Below are 16737 nucleotides of genomic sequence, written 5' to 3' on the forward strand. Positions count from 1 at the left end.
TCGGTGTGTTCACCTGCACGAACGTCATAGCGTTGTCCTGCCGGGCTGCCGCCTGCGGCCCGCGACGACACACGTCTCGAAGGAGTCCTTGATGGCTAACGCTCCCGTCAACATCACCATCACCGGTGCTGCCGGCAACATCGGCTACGCCCTGCTGTTCCGTATCGCCTCCGGAGCCCTGCTCGGCCCGGACCAGCGCGTCAACCTCCGTCTGCTGGAGATCCCGCCGGCCGTCAAGGCCGCTGAGGGTACCGCGATGGAGCTGTTCGACTCCGCCTTCCCGACCCTGGGCAGCGTCGACATCTTCGACGACGCCAAGGCCGCCTTCGAGGGCGCCAACATCGCCTTCCTCGTCGGCTCCATGCCCCGCAAGGCCGGTATGGAGCGCGCCGACCTGCTCTCCGCCAACGGCGGCATCTTCGGCCCCCAGGGCGAGGCCCTCAACGCCGGTGCCGCCGAGGACATCAAGGTGCTCGTCGTGGGCAACCCCGCCAACACCAACGCCCTCATCGCGGCCTCGCACGCCCCCGACATCCCCTCCTCGCGCTTCACGGCCATGACCCGTCTGGACCACAACCGCGCCCTGGCCCAGCTGGCGACCAAGGCCGGCTGCCACGTCACCGACATCGACAAGGTCACCGTCTGGGGCAACCACTCCTCCACCCAGTACCCCGACCTGACCCAGGCCACCGTCAAGGGCTCGCCCATCACCGACATCCTGGCCGACCGGGCCTGGGTCGAGAACGACTTCATCCCGACCGTCGCCAAGCGCGGCGCCGCCATCATCGACGCGCGTGGCGCCTCCTCGGCGGCCTCGGCGGCCTCTGCGGCCATCGACCACGTGCACGACTGGGTGCTGGGCACCTCCGGGTCCTGGACCTCCTCCTCGGTCATGTCCGATGGCTCCTACGGTGTGCCCGAGGGCATCATCTCCTCCTTCCCCTGCACCTCGGAGAACGGGGAGTGGAAGATCGTCCAGGGTCTCGAGATCGACGACTTCTCTCGCGCCAAGATCGATGCCTCGGCGGCCGAGCTCGTTGAGGAGAAGAACACCGTGGCCTCCATGGGGCTCATCTGAGTCCTTCGGGCCCTCCGGCTCGGCGCCCGGGCTCGGCCTGAGAGCCCGCCCGGGGCCGACCCGCTCCTGGTACGGACCACCTTGGGGTGCGGGGGACCGTAAGGCCCTGCCCGCTCTCCCATCCGGGTCCTCGCCGCTCATCGGAGCGGCGAGGACCCTTTTTCATACATCGGAGCAGATTGGGCGGCGGACGAATCATTGCCGCTGCTGGTATGGACCGGTCATTCACGACCGGTACAATGATTGTTCGCGCAATGTATGTTTGAGTTTCGCTCAGTTTAGGTCTACTCTCCTGGGGAGTTCAGATGACTAGACAACATCTGGCCTCGCCGCCCGCGGCAACGGTGCCGTGGTCATGAGACACCGTCGTTTCTAAGGAGCAGTCCCATGCGTCCCACCCACTACCTCTCCCGCCGCGCCGTGCTGGCAGGGCTGGGAACCACTGCAGTCGCCGCCACCCTGGCCGCCTGCGCCACCTCCGGCAGCTCCGGCTCGAAGTCCGGTGGAGCCGCAGGTGAAGGGGACGCCAGCCAGGTCGACGTCGTCACCTGGTGGTCGGCCGGCTCGGAGAAGCTCGGCCTGGATGCCCTGGTCAAGGTCTTCAACCAGCAGTTCCCCAAGACGAAGTTCGAGAACAAGGCCGTCTCCGGTGGCGCCGGCAGCCAGGCCAAGCAGAAGCTCGCCGCCGACCTGGCCGCCAAGAACCCGCCGGACACCTACCAGGCCCACGCCGGCGCCGAGATCAAGGACCACATCGAGGCCGGCTACCTGCTGGACGTCTCCAGCCTCTACGAGGAGTTCAAGCTCAACGAGGCCTTCCCGGCCACCCTCATGGACCGCCTCAAGGACTCCGACGGCAAGATCTACTCCGTGCCCTCCAACATCCACCGGGCCAACGTCGTGTGGGCCTCGGTGCCTGCGCTCAAGGCCGCCGGGCTCGACCCGACCAAGCCCGCCACCACCATCGACGCCTGGATCGCTGACATGGAGAAGGTTAAGGCCGCCGGCCTGACCCCCATCACCATGGGCATGGCCTGGACCCAGCTCGAGCTGCTCGAGACCATCCTCATCGCCGACCTGGGCGTGGACGCCTACAACGGGCTCTTCGCAGGCAAGACCGACTGGGGCGGCGCCGAGGTCACCAAGGCGCTGGGGCACTACAAGACCATCGTGGGATTCACCGACTCCTCCCTTTACACCGAGGACTGGGAGCCCGCCATGAAGCCCATCATGGATGGCAAGGCCGCCTTCAACGTCATGGGCGACTGGGCCGTGGCCGGCTTTGAGGCCGCCGGCAAGAAGGCCGGCCAGGACTACGTCTACTTCCCGGTCCCGGGCACCGACGGCGTCTTCGACTTCCTGGCCGACTCCTTCACCCTGCCCGACGGCGCCAAGCACCCCGGTGGTGCCAAGAACTGGCTCAACACCATCTCCTCCAAGGACGGCCAGATCGCCTTCAACACGGTCAAGGGCTCCATCCCGGCCCGCACCGACCTCACTGACGAGGAGAAGGGCAAGTTCTCCGAGTACCAGCGCTCGGCCATGGAGTCCTTCGCCAAGGACAAGATCGTCTCCTCCATCGCTCACGGCGCGGCGCTGCCGTCGAAGGCCACCAACGCGATGAACGACGCCCTGACCAAGTTCGCCCAGGGCGCCTCCGACGTCGCCGCCCTGCAGGCCGACCTCAAGGCCGCTGCCGCCTCCTGACCGGTTCCCCGGGGACGGGGGCGGGCCGTGCGCCCGCTCCGGTCCGCTCCCGTCCCCGGGACGACCCCTCGCCGATCATTCGGCCGGAGCTCATCACCACGACAGGCGGATTCGTGCCGCCACCTACGCATCAGGAGAACCTTGTGAGCACCAAGAGCGCCCCCGCGCGGCGCCGTCGGGCGAACTGGAGGCAGTGGGGCCCGGGCCTCCTGCTCATCTCGCCCTCGATCATCCTCGTCGGCGTCTTCGTCTACGGGATGATCGGCATCAACATCAACACCTCCCTGCTGGACATGCACACCGCCGGCCAGGTCTCCGGCCGCAGGGGGACCACCGTCGTCGGGCTGAGCAACTTCACCGCCCTGTTCGGCAACCCGGACTTCCGCCACTCCTTCATCAACCTCATCCTGTTCACCGTCACCTTCCTGGCCGGCACCCTCGTGGTCGGCTTCCTGTGGGCCTGGCTCCTGGACCGCCCCATCAAGGGGGAGGGGATCTTCCGCTCCATCTTCCTGTTCCCCATGGCCGTGTCCTTCGTGGCCTCGGGCGTGGTGTGGCGGTGGCTGCTGAACTCCGCGCAGGGCGAGAGCGCCTCCGGGCTCAACCGCCTGTTCGAGATGACCGGCCTGAGGTTCCTGGAGAACTCATGGACCCAGAACACCACCTGGGGCATCCTGGCCATCGCGCTGCCGGCCGTGTGGCAGCTGGCCGGATACGTCATGGCGCTCTTCCTGGCCGGCTTCCGAGGCATTCCCGACGACCTGCGCGAGGCCGCCCGGGTCGACGGCGCCAGCGAGTGGCAGCTCTACAAGTCGATCATCTTCCCCCAGCTGACCCCGATCGCCCTGAGCGCCGTCATCATCATCGGGCACATGTCCCTGAAGTCCTTCGACCTCATCATGTCGATCACGGACCAGCGCACCTACTCCACCAAGGTCCCGGCCATCGACATGTTCAACTTCATGACCGACAACGACTACTCCAACGCCGCCGCCGTCGGCACGATCCTGCTGGTCCTGGTCGCCGTCGCCGTCATCCCCTACCTCATCCACGACGCCAAGGGCAGGAGGTGAGCGGCGATGACACAGGCACTCACGATGCGCAGCCCGCGCCGCCCCGGCTGGGGCCAGACCGTCCGCTTCATCCTGCTGCTGGCCTCGGTGGTCCTCGTCCTCATCCCGGTCTACGTCCTGCTGGTCACCTCCTTCAAGGGATCCGCCGACGCCGACCCCTCGCGGACCTGGTACCTGCCCGAGGTCTGGGTCACCAAGAACTGGTCCAACGCCTGGAACCAGCTCAGTGGCGGGCTGCTGCGCTCCCTGGCACTGGTCATCCCCTCCTCGATCATCTCCGCGATGCTGGGCAGCGCGAACGGCTTCGTCCTGTCCAAGTGGCGCTTCCCCGGGGCCAACGTGGTCTTCACCCTCATCCTGTTCGGCATGTTCATCCCCTACCAGGCGGTCATGATCCCGCTCATGCGCCTGGTGACCAGTGCCGACCTGGGCTTCGGGATCCACACGCTGATCCTCATGCACGTCGTCTACGGCATCCCGATCACGACGCTCATCTTCCGCAACTACTACGAGACGATTCCCAACGAGCTCATTGAGGCCGCCCGGGTCGACGGGGCCGGCATGCTGCGCACCTACGTCTCGGTGGTCCTGCCGATCTCGGTGCCCAGCTTCGTCGTCGTCCTCATCTGGCAGTTCACCTCCGCCTGGAACGACTTCCTGTTCGCCCTGTTCTTCGGCGGCGGGGCGCAGTCCGGGCCGGTGACGCTGGCGCTGAACAACCTGGCCCACGGCTCGATCCTGGCCGACTACGGGGCCTCCATGTCCGGTGCGCTCATCGCCTCGGTGCCGACCCTGGCGGTCTACATCCTGCTGGGCAAGTACTTCGTCGGCGGCCTCATGGCCGGCTCCGTCAAGGGCTGAGACCGGCCCGGGCCGCTCGCCCGCGTCCTACGCCTCGTTTGCTCTCGGCCTGCTCTCACATCCGGCTGCCGCCCTCGGCTTGGGGACGGCAGCCGGATGTGATGTGATCGGGGCATGGCACGTCGCAGATCCAAGCGCCCCTACGGGCAGGGGCACATCCCCTTGAGCATGGACCGTCTCGCCTCCGTGCCGCGAACCCAGACCGGCCCCGGCGGCGCCGACTTCACCGTGCGACACCTGCGCGGCGGTGACAAGCCCTACACCTGTCCCGGTTGCCACCGCGTCATTCCGGCCGGCACCGCGCACGTGGTGGCCTGGAGCAACGAGTCCCTCTTCGGGGCGGACCGGGGCCTTGAGGAGCGACGTCACTGGCACACCTCATGCTGGGAGCGCCGCCTCTGGTAGAACCCGACGCCGACGCGAGGCAGCGGGGCTGAGAGTCACACGAGCGGCTCGGGGGAGCGCTCCTCCCAGCCCGGCAGCAGGCGGTCCAGCGCGAAGCGCAGCGGCACGATATCGCCGTCGCGTCCGCCCTCACCGATGGTCATCGGCACCGGCTGGCACTCGGGCCTGACCCCGCGCAGGCGCTGCGCCAGGCTCAGCGGCATCGACAGGACGTAGTAGCGCCCCTGCGTGTCGATGCCGACCGTCTCGTCGGCCCTCAGGTACCAGCCACGCAGCGGGGTGCGGGCGCTGCCGCCCGCGTAGCCACGCACCCGCAGAGGAACGTCCTGGAGGCCCTCTTCGCGGGCGACCTCGAGGAAGAGCCCCACGATGCGGGCGGCCCGAGCGTGCTCGGCCTCCTGGCGCTCCTGAAGCATGCGGGCCCGCTGTGTGGCCGCACGACGACGCGACGCCGCCCAGTCGCGGTCACCAGAACCACGGGTGCTGGTCGACTCGGTCTCGAACCGGGCGGCGTCGTCGGCAGTCACGTCGGTGTCTCAGCGACGTCCTTTGCCCTGGCGGGGGTTGCGGTTGGTGGAGTTGCCGGAGTTACCGGAGGCGTTGGAGCTCTTGCCGGGGGCCGGGACGTGCTCGATGCGACCAGTGCCGCCCTTCTGGGCGTTCTTCGGGGCCGACTGCGCCCCTGCCTGCTGGCCACCACCGGAGGCTGCAGCCGCCTTGTTGCCGGCCGGCGCAGGGGCCGCCGAGGTGGCCGACGGCGCTGAGGGGGCACTGCCGGAGCCGGCCGAGCGCGGACTGCCTGCGCTGCCGGAGGCCGCCGGCTCTGCCGACTGCGCGGAGGTCTGCTCCGGCGCCGCGGCCGGACTCGGCTCCTGAGGCAGGGCTGCGACGTGGTCGCTGAAGGAGGGGGCCTGGGGCAGTGCACCTCCCAGCACGCCGCGCATCTCGGTGAGGTAGGCGGCGACCGAGTCGCGCTGGCGTTCGAGCTCCTGGAGCTGGCGGGCGGCCACCTGGGCGGTGACGTCGGCGTCGGCGCGGGCGTCGCTGATGATCTGCTCGGCCTCGAGACGGGCCTGTGCCAGAGTCTCCTCCGCCTGGGTGACGGCCTCCTCCTGGCGCTTGCGGGCCTCGGCGTCGGTGCGGGCGCGGACCTCCTCGGCACGGGACAGCGCCTCCTGCAGGCGCTCCTCGGCCTCCTGGGCCTGGACCTGGGCCTGCTCCTGCATCTCCCGGATGCGCTCGCGGGTGGCCTCGTGGGCGTCGGAGTCCTCTTGGGCGGCCTGCTCGTGCGCCGCAGCGATCTCCAGGGTGGCCTGCTGGCGCAGCTCGGTGGCCTCGGAGCGGGCCGCGGCGGCCTCGTCGGTGGCCGAGCGACGCAGTGTCTCGGACTCGTTGCGCGCCGAGGTGAGAATCTCCTCGGCCTCGCGCTTGGCCTTGCCGACGGTCAGCTCGGCCTCCTGCTTGGCGGCCGAGAGGATTTCCTCGGCCTTCGCCGTGGAGGTCTTGTGCAGCTCGTCGGCCTCGGCCGCGGCCGCCTCTCGGTTGGCGGTGGCGTCGCGCTCGGAGGTGATGGCGATCTCGGCGGCCTGCTTACGCGCCTGGGACAGGACCAGTGCGGACTCACGCTCCGCGCTGGCGCGCATCTCGGTGACGGCCGCCTCGGCGTCGGCGGAGATCTGGGCGGCCTTGCGCGAGGCGGAGGAGACCAGCTCCTGGGCGCGGGCCTCGGCGTTGGCCAGGGCGGTCGAGGCCTCCCCCTGGGAGCGGGAGCGCAGCTCGCTGGCCTCTCGGCGGGCGTCGGCCAGCAGGGTCGCCGCCTCCGAGGCGCTGCGCTCGGAGAGGTTCTTGGCGTTGGTCCGGGTCCGGGTCAGCAGGGCGTCGGCCTCGGCGTTGGCCTTGGACAGGACGGAGGCGCTCTGCTCCTCGGCGCTGCGCAGCAGCTGCTCGATCCGTGAGCCCAGGCCGGCGTAGGTCGGCTTGTCGGACTCCCGCAGCCGGCGCTGGGCGTCGGCCAGCTCGCCGGCCAGCGTCATGGCGCGCTGGTCGAGGCTGGCCACCTCGCGACGGGCATCGGCCAGCTGGCGCGAGAGCTGCTCCAGCTTCCGGTCGACCTGAGCGCGGTCATAGCCGCGCATCGTGATGGCAAACTCGCTGTATTCCTCAGCCACGTCGGGTTCCTCCTCCTGGCGAGCCGGGGACGCTCACCACCAGGGCAAGCCTAACGATTGGGTGTGATCGGGACGGTCACCACGAAAGTGTGACCATGCGCACAGAAGGTCCGGGGTGGTGGGGCTCCCGACCGCCCGGGAGGGGTGACGGATGGAGGCGCTGGTGGGTTCTCCGGAGACTTCCGATCTCGCGTGCGCGATTCTCCGCGTCTTCCTCCGTGTCCACTTCGAGACCGTCGCGCTGTTCGCGGGTCCGGCGAGACCCTTTCTGCTGGCGGAATTCCGGGAGATATCGCTTCGCTCAGCGCGTGCCAGGTTGTGATCTTGGGCCGAGGTCGGTGCGGTCGCAGGGTCCGTCATGCGATTCTGGTCCCTAGGCGGGCGCACGGTGAGCGCTCGCAGCGATACCCGGCTCCACGGAGTCGGCCGTCGTCCATACCGTGTCCGCGAGCATAGGAGATCCGCGTCGTGAGTCGACGTATCTTGAGCGTGGTGGTGACCGTCCTCGGGCTGGTCCTCGTCGCCCTGGCCGTTTGCTCGGCCACCATCTGGAAACCCGGCTCCAAGGTCGAGGCGAAGCTCGCCTCCGGCCCTTCTCAGCCCTACGTCATCACAGCCCCCGGGGTTCTCAGTGGTGCGGAGTCCGACGTCACCGTGACGGCGAGCTCCTCCGACGGCAAGGACGTCCACCTCTTCGTGGCCAGGGCGGCCGATCTCGACGCCTGGATGAGCCCCGACGCCGACAATGCGCTGCCCTACACGGCGATCACCAGCATCGACGCCGACGCCGGGACCCTGGCCTCCAAGGACGAGACCCAGTACTGCCCGCCGGCCAACGCCGCTCCCGCTCCTTCCGCAGCGCCCTCCGCTCAGCCCTCCGCCTCCGCGCAGGCCGGCGGCTCGAAGTGCTCAGAGCGCAAGGCCAAGGGCGTGACCGCCTCGGGCTCCGACATCTGGCTGGGGGAGAAGACCGGCGGCTCGTCAGTCACCTTCGACACCGGCAAGGACGCCGACCGCGCCATGCTGCCCCACAAGAACCTCGACGAGCAGATCGTCGTCATGGCCATGACCGACGGCAAGGCCTCGGCTCCCGGTCTGACCGTCAGCTGGAAGCGCCAGGTGGAGACCCCCTGGTACTTCTACGGGGGGCTGGTTCTGGGCAGCGTCTTCGTGCTCGTAGGAGCCTTCCTGTTCTTCATCGACCTCCAGCTGCGCCGCGCCAATGTCGATCGGCGTACCCGTTCGGCCGAGCGGGCGGCCCGCATCGCCAACGCCGACTCGGTCTCCACCGAGGGCATCCCCCAGGTGGACGATCCCGACCGACGGCTGACCCGCCGAGAGCTGCGGGACAAGGAGCGCGCCGAGGCCTCGGGCGAGCCCTGGACCGACCCGCGCACCGGGCGCGTCTACCTCGGCGGCGTTGAGGCACCCGCCGCCTCCCAGATGCCTGAGGCCGTTCCCGCCGAGGGCTACGACTACGGCCCCGCCGCCGGGCTCAGTGAGGTCCCCGGAAGCGGGTTCGGTGACGGAACCACTGCCGCCTACGGCGAGGGCCACGGCGGGCAGGGCGACCATGCGGTTGCCGGGCTTGCCCGAGGCGCGTCGGTCGTCCCCGGTCTTGACGAGGCCGCCACCCAGCAGCACCGGGCCGCCCGGGAGCCGGAGGGCCTCCAGGCCGGCGAGGCGCTCACCATCACCTCGGATGCCACCAACGTCCCCGACTCGTCGGCCTACTCCAACCCCCCGGCTCTCAGTGATGTCGCCGGCGGTGCCGCCGGCGCAGGCCACATGGCCGTGGGCGTGGACCCGGTTGCCGACCAGCCCACAGGCGCCCCGGACCACTCCCGCTTCGCGCCGCCGGAGCACCACACCAGCCACGTGGCGAGCGGCAGCGACGCGCGGTCCTTCGAGACCGACACCGCCGAGTTCCAGGACGCGGCCTCCTCGGTCCCGCCGCAGGACCCCGGCCTCCAGATGCCGACCGGACTCGCCCAGCCGGAGGTGAGCGACGCCTCCCTGAGCTGGAGTGAGCAGGAGGTCGAGCCGGCGCACGGGCCCACCTTCTCCCCGAGCGGTTTCGGGGACTCCTCTGCGACGTCGACCACCGTGTCCTGGCCCTCCTACTCCGACGGCGTCGAGCTGCCTCCCCAGGCCGACCCCGCCGTTATCCAGGCCGTTGACGCCGAGCCCCTCAGTGAGCCAGACCCCACCGCGGACCCCGACAACCAGGAGCGCGCATGATGCCCACCCGTCGAGCCTTTCTGAGTGCAGGCGGTGCCTCCGCCATCGCCCTGAGCCTGGCCGCCTGCTCGCGGTCTCAGCCCAAGACTGCTGAGACCGTGGCCTCCGGCACGCCGATCGCCGAGCCCGTCCTCAACGACAAGCAGCTCGAGGAGATCCTCCAGCGCGTCCAGACCGGTCTGGCCGCGGCGGACAAGGAGAAGAACGCGGACAAGCTCAAGGAGGTCATGTCCGGTCCGGCGGCGCGGATCCGTGCCGCCGAGTACGCCACCGCCTCCGCCAGCGGGAATGCCTCCGTCATCCACGCCATGAACACCAAGATCCAGGGCGGGGGAGTGGGGCAGACCGTCGGCTTCCCCCGCAACGCAGCCGTCGCCTCGGAGAGCGACAAGAGCGTCTCGATCATCTCCCTGGAGCAGGGCTCGGCCCGGGACCAGTTCAAGGTGTGGGCCTGGGTGCAGGGGTTCGCCGCGCAGGCGAGCATTCCCGTGCTGACCAAGCAGTCCGCCCAGCACGCCAAGCAGGTGACGGCCGAGTCCACCGGGCTGGTTGTCACCCCCAAGGCGGCTCTCGACTCCTACGTCGATGCGCTCAACCACCCCGACGGCGAGAACGGCAAGGCCTTCCCCGACGACAGCCTGCGTCGGAAGGTCCAGGACGCCCGAAAGACCGACCTGAGCAACTTGGGTGAGGTCACCGTGACGGCGGTCCCCGGACAGGACGGGTTCCAGGGCCTCCAGTTGGAGGAGGGTGACGGCGGGGCGCTGGTCTTCACCACCCTGACCTTCACGGTGGTCTACAAGCGTACCGTTGACGGCTCCGACCTCACCCTGCAGGGTGACATTGCCGCCCACATGGGTGGTAACCAGAAGATCGTCGGTACCGTGACCGCCACTTACGACTCCATGGTTGCCTTCTCCATCCCCAAGGAGGGAAGCGGCGGGAAGGTGACTGTTCTGGGCGCCGAGACGGCGCTGATGAAGGTGGACCGGGACGACTCCAAGACGCCGGCCCCCACGGCGTCGGCGTCGGCCAAGCCGTCCTGACCTCCTCCGGTCCCCGGCCCGGCTCCGTGACTGCTCGGAGTCGGGCCGCTGGCGCGCCCAGGCCGGTGCGCAGCGTGAGGCCTGCCAACCGCGCCGGCGCTCACGAACACCGAAAGACCCAGATCCATGAAGCAATCGGGCCGCGGCCCGAGGAAGGCAGAGCTGCTATGAGCATGTTCGGCGCCGTCGACCTGTCCAGTCTCGCCCCCGCCACCAAGCCGGCCGGCTCTTCCGGTGCGACCCCGAGCCCCGCCACCGGGGACCGCCCTACTGGAGCTGCCGGTTCTGGTCTGCCGGTGCCGCTCGTGGTCGACGTCGACGCCTCCACCCTGCGCGACGTCGCCGAGGTCTCGACCCAGGTGCCTGTCATCGTCGTCCTGCACAGCCCGCGCAGCCAGGCCAGTGCCGACCTCGCCACCGTCCTGGAGCAGCTCGCCGATCAGTACTCCGGCCGTTTCCAGCTGGCGCGCGTCAACGTGGATACGGCCCCGGAGGTCGCCCAGGCCCTCCAGGCTCAGGCCGTCCCCACGGTGGTGGCCCTCATCGCGGGCCAGCCGGTGCCGATGTTCCAGGGGGCGGTGCCCCAGGAGCAGCTGCGTTCGGTCATCGACCAGCTGCTGGAGGTGGCGGCCGCCAACGGTGTCAACGGCACCATCGCCGTCGACGGCGCAGCCGGCGCCGACACTCAGGCTGAGCCCGAGGAGACCGAGGTGGAGCGGGCCGCCCGCGAGGCCATCGAGGCCGGGGACTTCGCCGCCGCCGAGGAGGTCTACACCCACGCCATCGCCCAGAACCCGGGCGACGACGACCTCAAGGTGGCCCGAAACCAGGTGCGTCTCATGGCCCGTCTGGACGGCCAGGACCCTCACGAGCTCCTTGCGGCGGCCGATGCCGCGCCCACGGATCTGGCCGCGGCCCTGGCCGGTGCTGATGCCGCCCTGGCACTGGGGGATGTCAATGCCGCGCTCGGCCGGGCCCTGGAGGCCGTGCGCACCCACGCGGGGGAGGAGCGGGAGGAGGCCCGGCTGCGGCTGCTCGAGCTCTTCGAGGTTATCGGCTCCACCTCTCCGGAGGTCGCCCAGGCCCGCCGCCGCCTGGCCACCATGCTCTACTGAGCCTCAATGAGCCCCGCTGAGGGCCCGGCGGCGGCGCCCAGCGCATACGGAAAGGAGCGCCCCTCACCGGTTGCGGTGAGGGGCGCTCGCTCATGCCGTGACGATCAGGCGATGGGCTCGGGGTCGATCTTCCAGACCTCGCGGGCGTAGTCGCTGATGGTGCGGTCGGAGGAGAAGCGGCCCGAGCGGGTGATGTTCACCCAGGCCTTGCGCTGCCAGGCGCGGGCATCGGCGTAGTCGGCCGCCATGGCGTCCTTGGTCTCGCGGTAGGAGGCGAAGTCGCCCAGGACGTAGTAGACGTCGGCCGGCTCGTAGGAGGCCTCGAGCAGGCTGCGGCGCAGGTCGGCGAACCAGCCCGAGCCGTTGTCGTCCAGGGTGCCGTCGGTGAAGGCGTCCAGGACGCGCTTGAGACCGGGGACGTTCTCGTAGTGCCACACGGGGTCGTAGCTCTCACGCAGGGCGGGCAGCTCGTCCTCGGTGGCGCCGAAGATGTAGGCGTTGTCGTCACCGACCGCCTCCAGGATCTCCACGTTGGCGCCGTCGAGCGTGCCCAGGGTCAGGGCTCCGTTCATCATGAACTTCATGTTGGAGGTACCCGAGGCCTCCTTACCGGCCATCGAGATCTGCTCGGAGACGTCGGCGGCCGGGATGATGTGCTCGGCCGGGGAGACGTTGTAGTTGTGGACGAAGACGACCTTGATGGTCTTGGAGACCACGGGGTCGTTGTTGACCAGGTCGGCGATGGTGTTGATGAGCTTGATGACGCCCTTGGCCCGGATGTACCCGGGAGCGGCCTTGGCCCCGAAGATGAAGACCCGCTTGGGGACCTGCAGGCTCGGGTCCTGCTTCATGCGGAAGTAGAGGTCCAGGATGTAGATGGCGTTGAGCAGCTGGCGCTTGTACTCGTGGAGGCGCTTGATCTGGACATCGAAGATGGCCTCCGGGTCGATCTCGATCCCCTCGCGCTGGGCGATCCAGGCGGCGAAGTCCACCTTGTTGGCGTGCTTGATCTCCGCCAGGCGGTCGTAGACGGAGTCGTCCACGGAGTCGGTGTGCTCGGCCAGGACGGACAGGTCCTTGACCCAGGTGTCCGAGCCGGTGACCTCGTCCAGGAGCGCCGACAGGCGCGGGTTGCACTGGCGCAGCCAACGGCGCGGGGTGACGCCGTTGGTCTTGTTGTTGAAGCGCTCGGGCCAGATGGCGTGCCACTCGCCCAGGGTCTCGCGCTTGATGATCTCGGTGTGCAGCGCGGCGACGCCGTTGATGGAGTAGGAGGCGTAGCAGGCGATCCAGGCCATGCGCACCTTGTCCCCGGAGATGGGGGCCATGTAGTCGATGGTGCCCTGCTCCAGACCACGCTCGGCCATCTCCATGCGGAAGCGGCGGTCGATCTCGCGGACGATCTCGGTGATGCGCGGGAAGAGGCGGTCGAAGATGGAGATCTCCCAGGTCTCCAGGGCCTCGGCCAGCACCGTGTGGTTGGTGTAGGCGAAGGTCTTGGTGACCACCTCCCAGGCCTCCTCCCAGCCCAGGTGGTGCTCGTCCAGGAGGATGCGCATCAGCTCGGGGATGGCGAGCACCGGGTGGGTGTCGTTGAGCTGGATGGCGTTGTAGTCGGCGAAGCCGGTCAGGTCCTCACCGTGGTGGTTGACGTAGTTCTCAACGATCTGCTGCAGGGAGGCCGAGCAGAAGAAGTACTGCTGGCGCACCCGCAGGACCTTGCCCTCGTAGGTGGTGTCGTTGGGGTAGAGGACACGGGAGATGTCCGAGGTGCGCTCGCGCTCGACGATGGCCTCAGTGAAGCGCTGGGAGTTGAAGGCGTCGTAGTCGAACTCCTCGAGCGGCTCGGCCTTCCACAGGCGCAGGGTCCCCACGTTCTTGGTGCCGTAGCCGGTGATGGGCATGTCGTAGGGGATGGCGCGCACGGTCATGTCCTGGTAGTGGACCAGGCGCTGGGCCTCCTCGTGGCGGATGACGAAGGGGTAGCCCTCCTCCATCCAGGGGTCGGGGTGCTCGGTCTGGAAGCCGTCCTCGAAGAGCTGCTTGAACAGCCCGTAGCGGTAGAGGATGCCGAAGCCGTTGACCGGCAGGTCGAGGGTGGCGCAGGAGTCGAGGAAGCAGGCGGCCAGGCGGCCCAGGCCGCCGTTGCCCAGGGCGGCGTCGGGCTCCTGCTCCAGGACGTCGCTGAGGCTGACGCCGAAGGAGCCGACGGCCTCGCGCGCCTCATCGATCATCCCCAGGTTGGAGAGGTTGTTGAGCAGGGCACGACCCATGAGGAACTCGGCGGAGAAGTAGTGCTCCTGGCGCCCGGCGCTGTACTTCTGCTCGGTGGCGTACCAGTCGTCCGCGATGGTGTCGACGACGGCGGCGGACAGGCCCTGCCAGACCTCCATGAGGGTGGCTGCGGTCTCGGGTCGACCGGATACGGCGCGCACCTGCGCGGGGGCGCTCGTGACCAGCTTCTGTGTCATTCTTCTTCCCTTGTCAGGCATCGTGGTCGCCGACTGCAAGAGTTTTGCAGCGGACTGAAACATCGTACATCGACGGGGCTGGGCCGACCGGAGCGCGCAAGGGAACATGGCACCGGAGGCCGCACGCCTGTGCGAGACAGGACCCAGACTACCCACTCATAGGCGATAGTGGTGGGCCGAGTTCACAGTTCTGATGACGTGGCGAGCAACATGTTGCGGTGGGGCGAGAGGTCCATGCCCCTCACCCCACCGCGGCGCGTGGTGTTAGCCCGGGTCAGTCCTGAGCCGGACGCAGAAAGACCGCTCCCATCGGGGGGACCCGCAGGCGCACCGAGGCAGGGCGCCCGTTCCAGGGCAGGTCTTCGGCCTCGACCCGGCCCAGATTGCCCACGCCGGAGCCGCCGTAGTCCTCGGAGTCGGTGTTGAGGACCTCCTCCCAGACCCCGGCGAAGGGCAGGCCCACCCGGTAGCCCTCATGCGGGGTGCCGGCGAAGTTGATGATGCAGACCATCAGGTCGGCCCGCCCGTCGGCGTCGGTCCCCTTGCGAAGGTAGGACAGGACGTTGTGGTCGCCGTCGCCGGCCTCGATCCACTCGAATCCTCGGTGGGAGAAGTCCTCCGACCACAGGGCCGGCGAGCTCAGGTAGAGGCGGTTGAGGTCGCTGACCAGGGCGAGCAGCCCCTGGTGGCCGGGGTCGTCCAGGATCCACCAGTCCAGGGAGGTATCGGCGTTCCACTCGGTTCCCTGACCGAACTCCTGGCCCATGAACAGCAGCTGCTTGCCGGGGTGGGACCACTGGTAGGCGTACAGGGCGCGCAGGCCCGCCAGCTCCTGCCAGGGGTCGCCGGGCATCTTGGACAGCAGGGAGCCCTTGCCGTGGACGACCTCATCGTGGCTCAGCGGCAGGATGAACTGCTCGGAGAAGGCGTAGACGAGGGAGAAGGTCAGCTCTCCGTGGTGGTAGCGGCGGTTGACGGGGTCCTCCGCCAGGTAGCGCAGGGTGTCGTTCATCCACCCCATGTTCCACTTCAGTCCGAAGCCCAGGCCGCCGTACTCGGTGGGGGCGGTGACGCCCGGCCACGCCGTGGACTCCTCGGCGGCCATGATGATGCCGGGGTTCTTGCGGTAGGCGGTGGCGGTGGCCTCCTGCAGGAAGCTGATGGCCTCCAGGTTCTCGCGGCCGCCGAACTGGTTGGGGTGCCACTGGCCGTCCTGGCGCGAGTAGTCCAGGTAGAGCATGGAGGCCACGGCGTCGACGCGCAGGCCATCGGCGTGGAACTCCTGGAGCCAGTACAGGGCGTTGGCGACCAGGAAGTTGCGCACCTCGTTGCGTCCGAAGTTGAACACGTAGGTGCCCCAGTCGGGGTGCTCGCCGCGCTGCGGGTCGGGGTCCTCGTACAGCGGGGTGCCGTCGAAGCGGGCCAGGGCCCACTCGTCCTTGGGGAAGTGGGCCGGCACCCAGTCCAGAATGACGCCGATGCCGGCCTGGTGGAGCTGGTCCACCAGGTAGCGGAAGTCGTCCGGGGTGCCGAAGCGCGAGGTGGGCGCGTAGTAGCTGGTGACCTGGTAGCCCCAGGAGCCGCCGAAGGGGTGCTCGGCCACCGGCAGGAACTCCACGTGGGTGAAGCCGGCCTCCTTGACGTAGGGGACCAGCTCCTTAGCCAGGCCGCGGAAGCCCAGTCCCTGGCGCCACGAGCCGACGTGGACCTCGTAGATGCTCATCGGCCCGCTGTGGGGGTCGGTGGTGGCGCGCTTGGCCATCCACTCCTGGTCCTCCCACTGGTGGAACTGGTCGGTGACCACCGAGGCGGTGGCCGGGGGGACCTCGGTGGCGCGGGCCATCGGGTCGGCCTTCTGGTGCCAGGAGCCGTCGGCGAAGCAGAGCTCGAACTTGTAGCGCGCACCGACCCCCACGCCGGGCACGAACAGCTCCCACACTCCCGATGAGCCCAGGGAGCGCATGGCGGTGGCGGTGCCGTCCCAGTAGTTGAAGTCGCCGACGACGCGCACGGCGCGGGCGTTGGGGGCCCACACGGCGAAGGCGGTTCCCTCGACCTCACCCATGGGGCCGTCGTAGCGCTTGACGTGGGCGCCCAGGACCTCCCACAGCTCCTCGTGGCGGCCCTCGGAGATGAGGTAGGTGTCCATCTCACCCAGGGTCGGCATGTAGCGGTAGGGGTCGTCGACGGTGGTGGTCTCGTCGCCGTAGGTGACCTTGATGCGGTAGTCGGGGATCTCCTGGCCGGGCAGGACCGCCACCCACACTCCGTCCTGCTCATGAGTGGCCGGGTGGGTGCCGCCCTCGGTGACGACGACGACGTCGTCGGCCAGGTGACGGACGGTGCGGATGGTGACTCCGTTCTCGCCGACGTGGGCGCCCAGGACCTCGTGCGGGTCGTGGTAGCGCGCGTAGGCGACGTCAGCCAGAATCCAGGGGTCCACAGGGACAGGGGCGAGGTCCTTCTCAGGTGTGTTGGCGCTCATACAGCAACTCTTCCATGCGTTGGTGATTAACGGGTGCTTTTGGACGTCGGACCGATGGGGATGAGGGGAATGGAGGATCGTTGCGTG

Annotated in this window: 12 protein-coding genes; 8 read left to right on the forward strand and 4 right to left on the reverse strand. The window is 69.0% G+C overall.

The features are described from left to right. Positions 1-91: 91 nt before the first annotated feature. The 5 genes from HMPREF3165_RS03965 (at position 92) to HMPREF3165_RS03985 (ending at position 5124) form a co-directional block, all read left to right on the forward strand. A complete protein-coding gene (locus HMPREF3165_RS03965) occupies positions 92-1078 on the forward strand; it encodes a malate dehydrogenase (RefSeq protein ID WP_009407204.1) in 987 nt (328 codons plus the stop codon). Between the two features lie 387 nt (positions 1079-1465). Next, positions 1466-2785: an ABC transporter substrate-binding protein gene (locus tag HMPREF3165_RS03970; protein WP_070510983.1), complete on the forward strand. Its 1320-nt coding sequence runs from the start codon at positions 1466-1468 to the stop codon at positions 2783-2785. A 143-nt stretch (positions 2786-2928) separates the two neighbouring features. Then, entirely contained in the window at positions 2929-3858 is a 930-nt protein-coding gene (locus HMPREF3165_RS03975) for a carbohydrate ABC transporter permease (RefSeq protein ID WP_009747956.1), read from the forward strand. Between the two features lie 6 nt (positions 3859-3864). Then, positions 3865-4719: a carbohydrate ABC transporter permease gene (locus tag HMPREF3165_RS03980; RefSeq protein WP_010613440.1), complete on the forward strand. Its 855-nt coding sequence runs from the start codon at positions 3865-3867 to the stop codon at positions 4717-4719. A gap of 114 nt (positions 4720-4833) precedes the next feature. Then, positions 4834-5124, forward strand: a complete 291-nt coding sequence (locus tag HMPREF3165_RS03985) for a hypothetical protein (protein WP_003786752.1) — start codon at positions 4834-4836, stop codon at positions 5122-5124. A 35-nt stretch (positions 5125-5159) separates the two neighbouring features. Here HMPREF3165_RS03985 and HMPREF3165_RS03990 read toward each other — a convergent pair whose 3' ends face one another. Next, a complete protein-coding gene (locus tag HMPREF3165_RS03990; RefSeq protein ID WP_070510985.1) occupies positions 5160-5651 on the reverse strand; it encodes a hypothetical protein in 492 nt (163 codons plus the stop codon). Between the two features lie 9 nt (positions 5652-5660). Then, the gene (locus tag HMPREF3165_RS03995; protein ID WP_070510987.1) at positions 5661-7292 is read right to left on the reverse strand and encodes a DivIVA domain-containing protein; all 1632 of its coding nucleotides are present in this window, start codon (positions 7290-7292) and stop codon (positions 5661-5663) included. A gap of 468 nt (positions 7293-7760) precedes the next feature. Between HMPREF3165_RS03995 and HMPREF3165_RS04000 the strand changes: the two genes are divergently transcribed. The 3 genes from HMPREF3165_RS04000 to HMPREF3165_RS04010 all read left to right on the forward strand — a co-directional run bounded on the left by HMPREF3165_RS04000 (position 7761) and on the right by HMPREF3165_RS04010 (position 11694). Next, complete coding sequence (locus tag HMPREF3165_RS04000) at positions 7761-9533, forward strand: hypothetical protein (protein WP_070510989.1); 1773 nt, start codon at positions 7761-7763, stop codon at positions 9531-9533. Then, the gene (locus tag HMPREF3165_RS04005; RefSeq protein ID WP_009407134.1) at positions 9530-10579 is read left to right on the forward strand and encodes a DUF8094 domain-containing protein; all 1050 of its coding nucleotides are present in this window, start codon (positions 9530-9532) and stop codon (positions 10577-10579) included. Before HMPREF3165_RS04000 ends, HMPREF3165_RS04005 begins: the two co-directional genes overlap by 4 nt. A gap of 167 nt (positions 10580-10746) precedes the next feature. After that, positions 10747-11694: a tetratricopeptide repeat protein gene (locus HMPREF3165_RS04010; RefSeq protein WP_070510990.1), complete on the forward strand. Its 948-nt coding sequence runs from the start codon at positions 10747-10749 to the stop codon at positions 11692-11694. Positions 11695-11798: 104 nt separating this feature from the next. On the opposite strand, the gene HMPREF3165_RS04015 is transcribed toward HMPREF3165_RS04010, so the two are convergent. Further along, positions 11799-14165 (reverse strand): glycogen/starch/alpha-glucan phosphorylase, encoded by a 2367-nt coding sequence (locus HMPREF3165_RS04015; RefSeq protein WP_070510992.1) that lies wholly within the window; start codon positions 14163-14165, stop codon positions 11799-11801. 274 nt (positions 14166-14439) lie between these two features. Further along, a complete protein-coding gene (gene glgB / locus HMPREF3165_RS04020) occupies positions 14440-16650 on the reverse strand; it encodes a 1,4-alpha-glucan branching protein GlgB (RefSeq protein WP_070510994.1) in 2211 nt (736 codons plus the stop codon). Positions 16651-16737: the final 87 nt, after the last annotated feature.

Origin of the sequence: Actinomyces sp. HMSC08A09 (assembly GCF_001807465.1) — a bacterium.
GTDB lineage: Bacteria > Actinomycetota > Actinomycetes > Actinomycetales > Actinomycetaceae > Actinomyces > Actinomyces oris.

Coding starts and splice junctions, on each gene's coding strand:
- HMPREF3165_RS03985 (WP_003786752.1), top strand. CDS start 4,834: ATGGCACGTCGCAGATCCAAGCGCCCCTACGGGCAGGGGCACATCCCC.
- HMPREF3165_RS03970 (WP_070510983.1), top strand. CDS start 1,466: ATGCGTCCCACCCACTACCTCTCCCGCCGCGCCGTGCTGGCAGGGCTG.
- HMPREF3165_RS04010 (WP_070510990.1), top strand. CDS start 10,747: ATGAGCATGTTCGGCGCCGTCGACCTGTCCAGTCTCGCCCCCGCCACC.
- HMPREF3165_RS03965 (WP_009407204.1), top strand. CDS start 92: ATGGCTAACGCTCCCGTCAACATCACCATCACCGGTGCTGCCGGCAAC.
- HMPREF3165_RS04015 (WP_070510992.1), bottom strand. CDS start 14,165: ATGACACAGAAGCTGGTCACGAGCGCCCCCGCGCAGGTGCGCGCCGTA.
- HMPREF3165_RS04005 (WP_009407134.1), top strand. CDS start 9,530: ATGATGCCCACCCGTCGAGCCTTTCTGAGTGCAGGCGGTGCCTCCGCC.
- glgB (WP_070510994.1), bottom strand. CDS start 16,650: ATGAGCGCCAACACACCTGAGAAGGACCTCGCCCCTGTCCCTGTGGAC.
- HMPREF3165_RS03980 (WP_010613440.1), top strand. CDS start 3,865: ATGACACAGGCACTCACGATGCGCAGCCCGCGCCGCCCCGGCTGGGGC.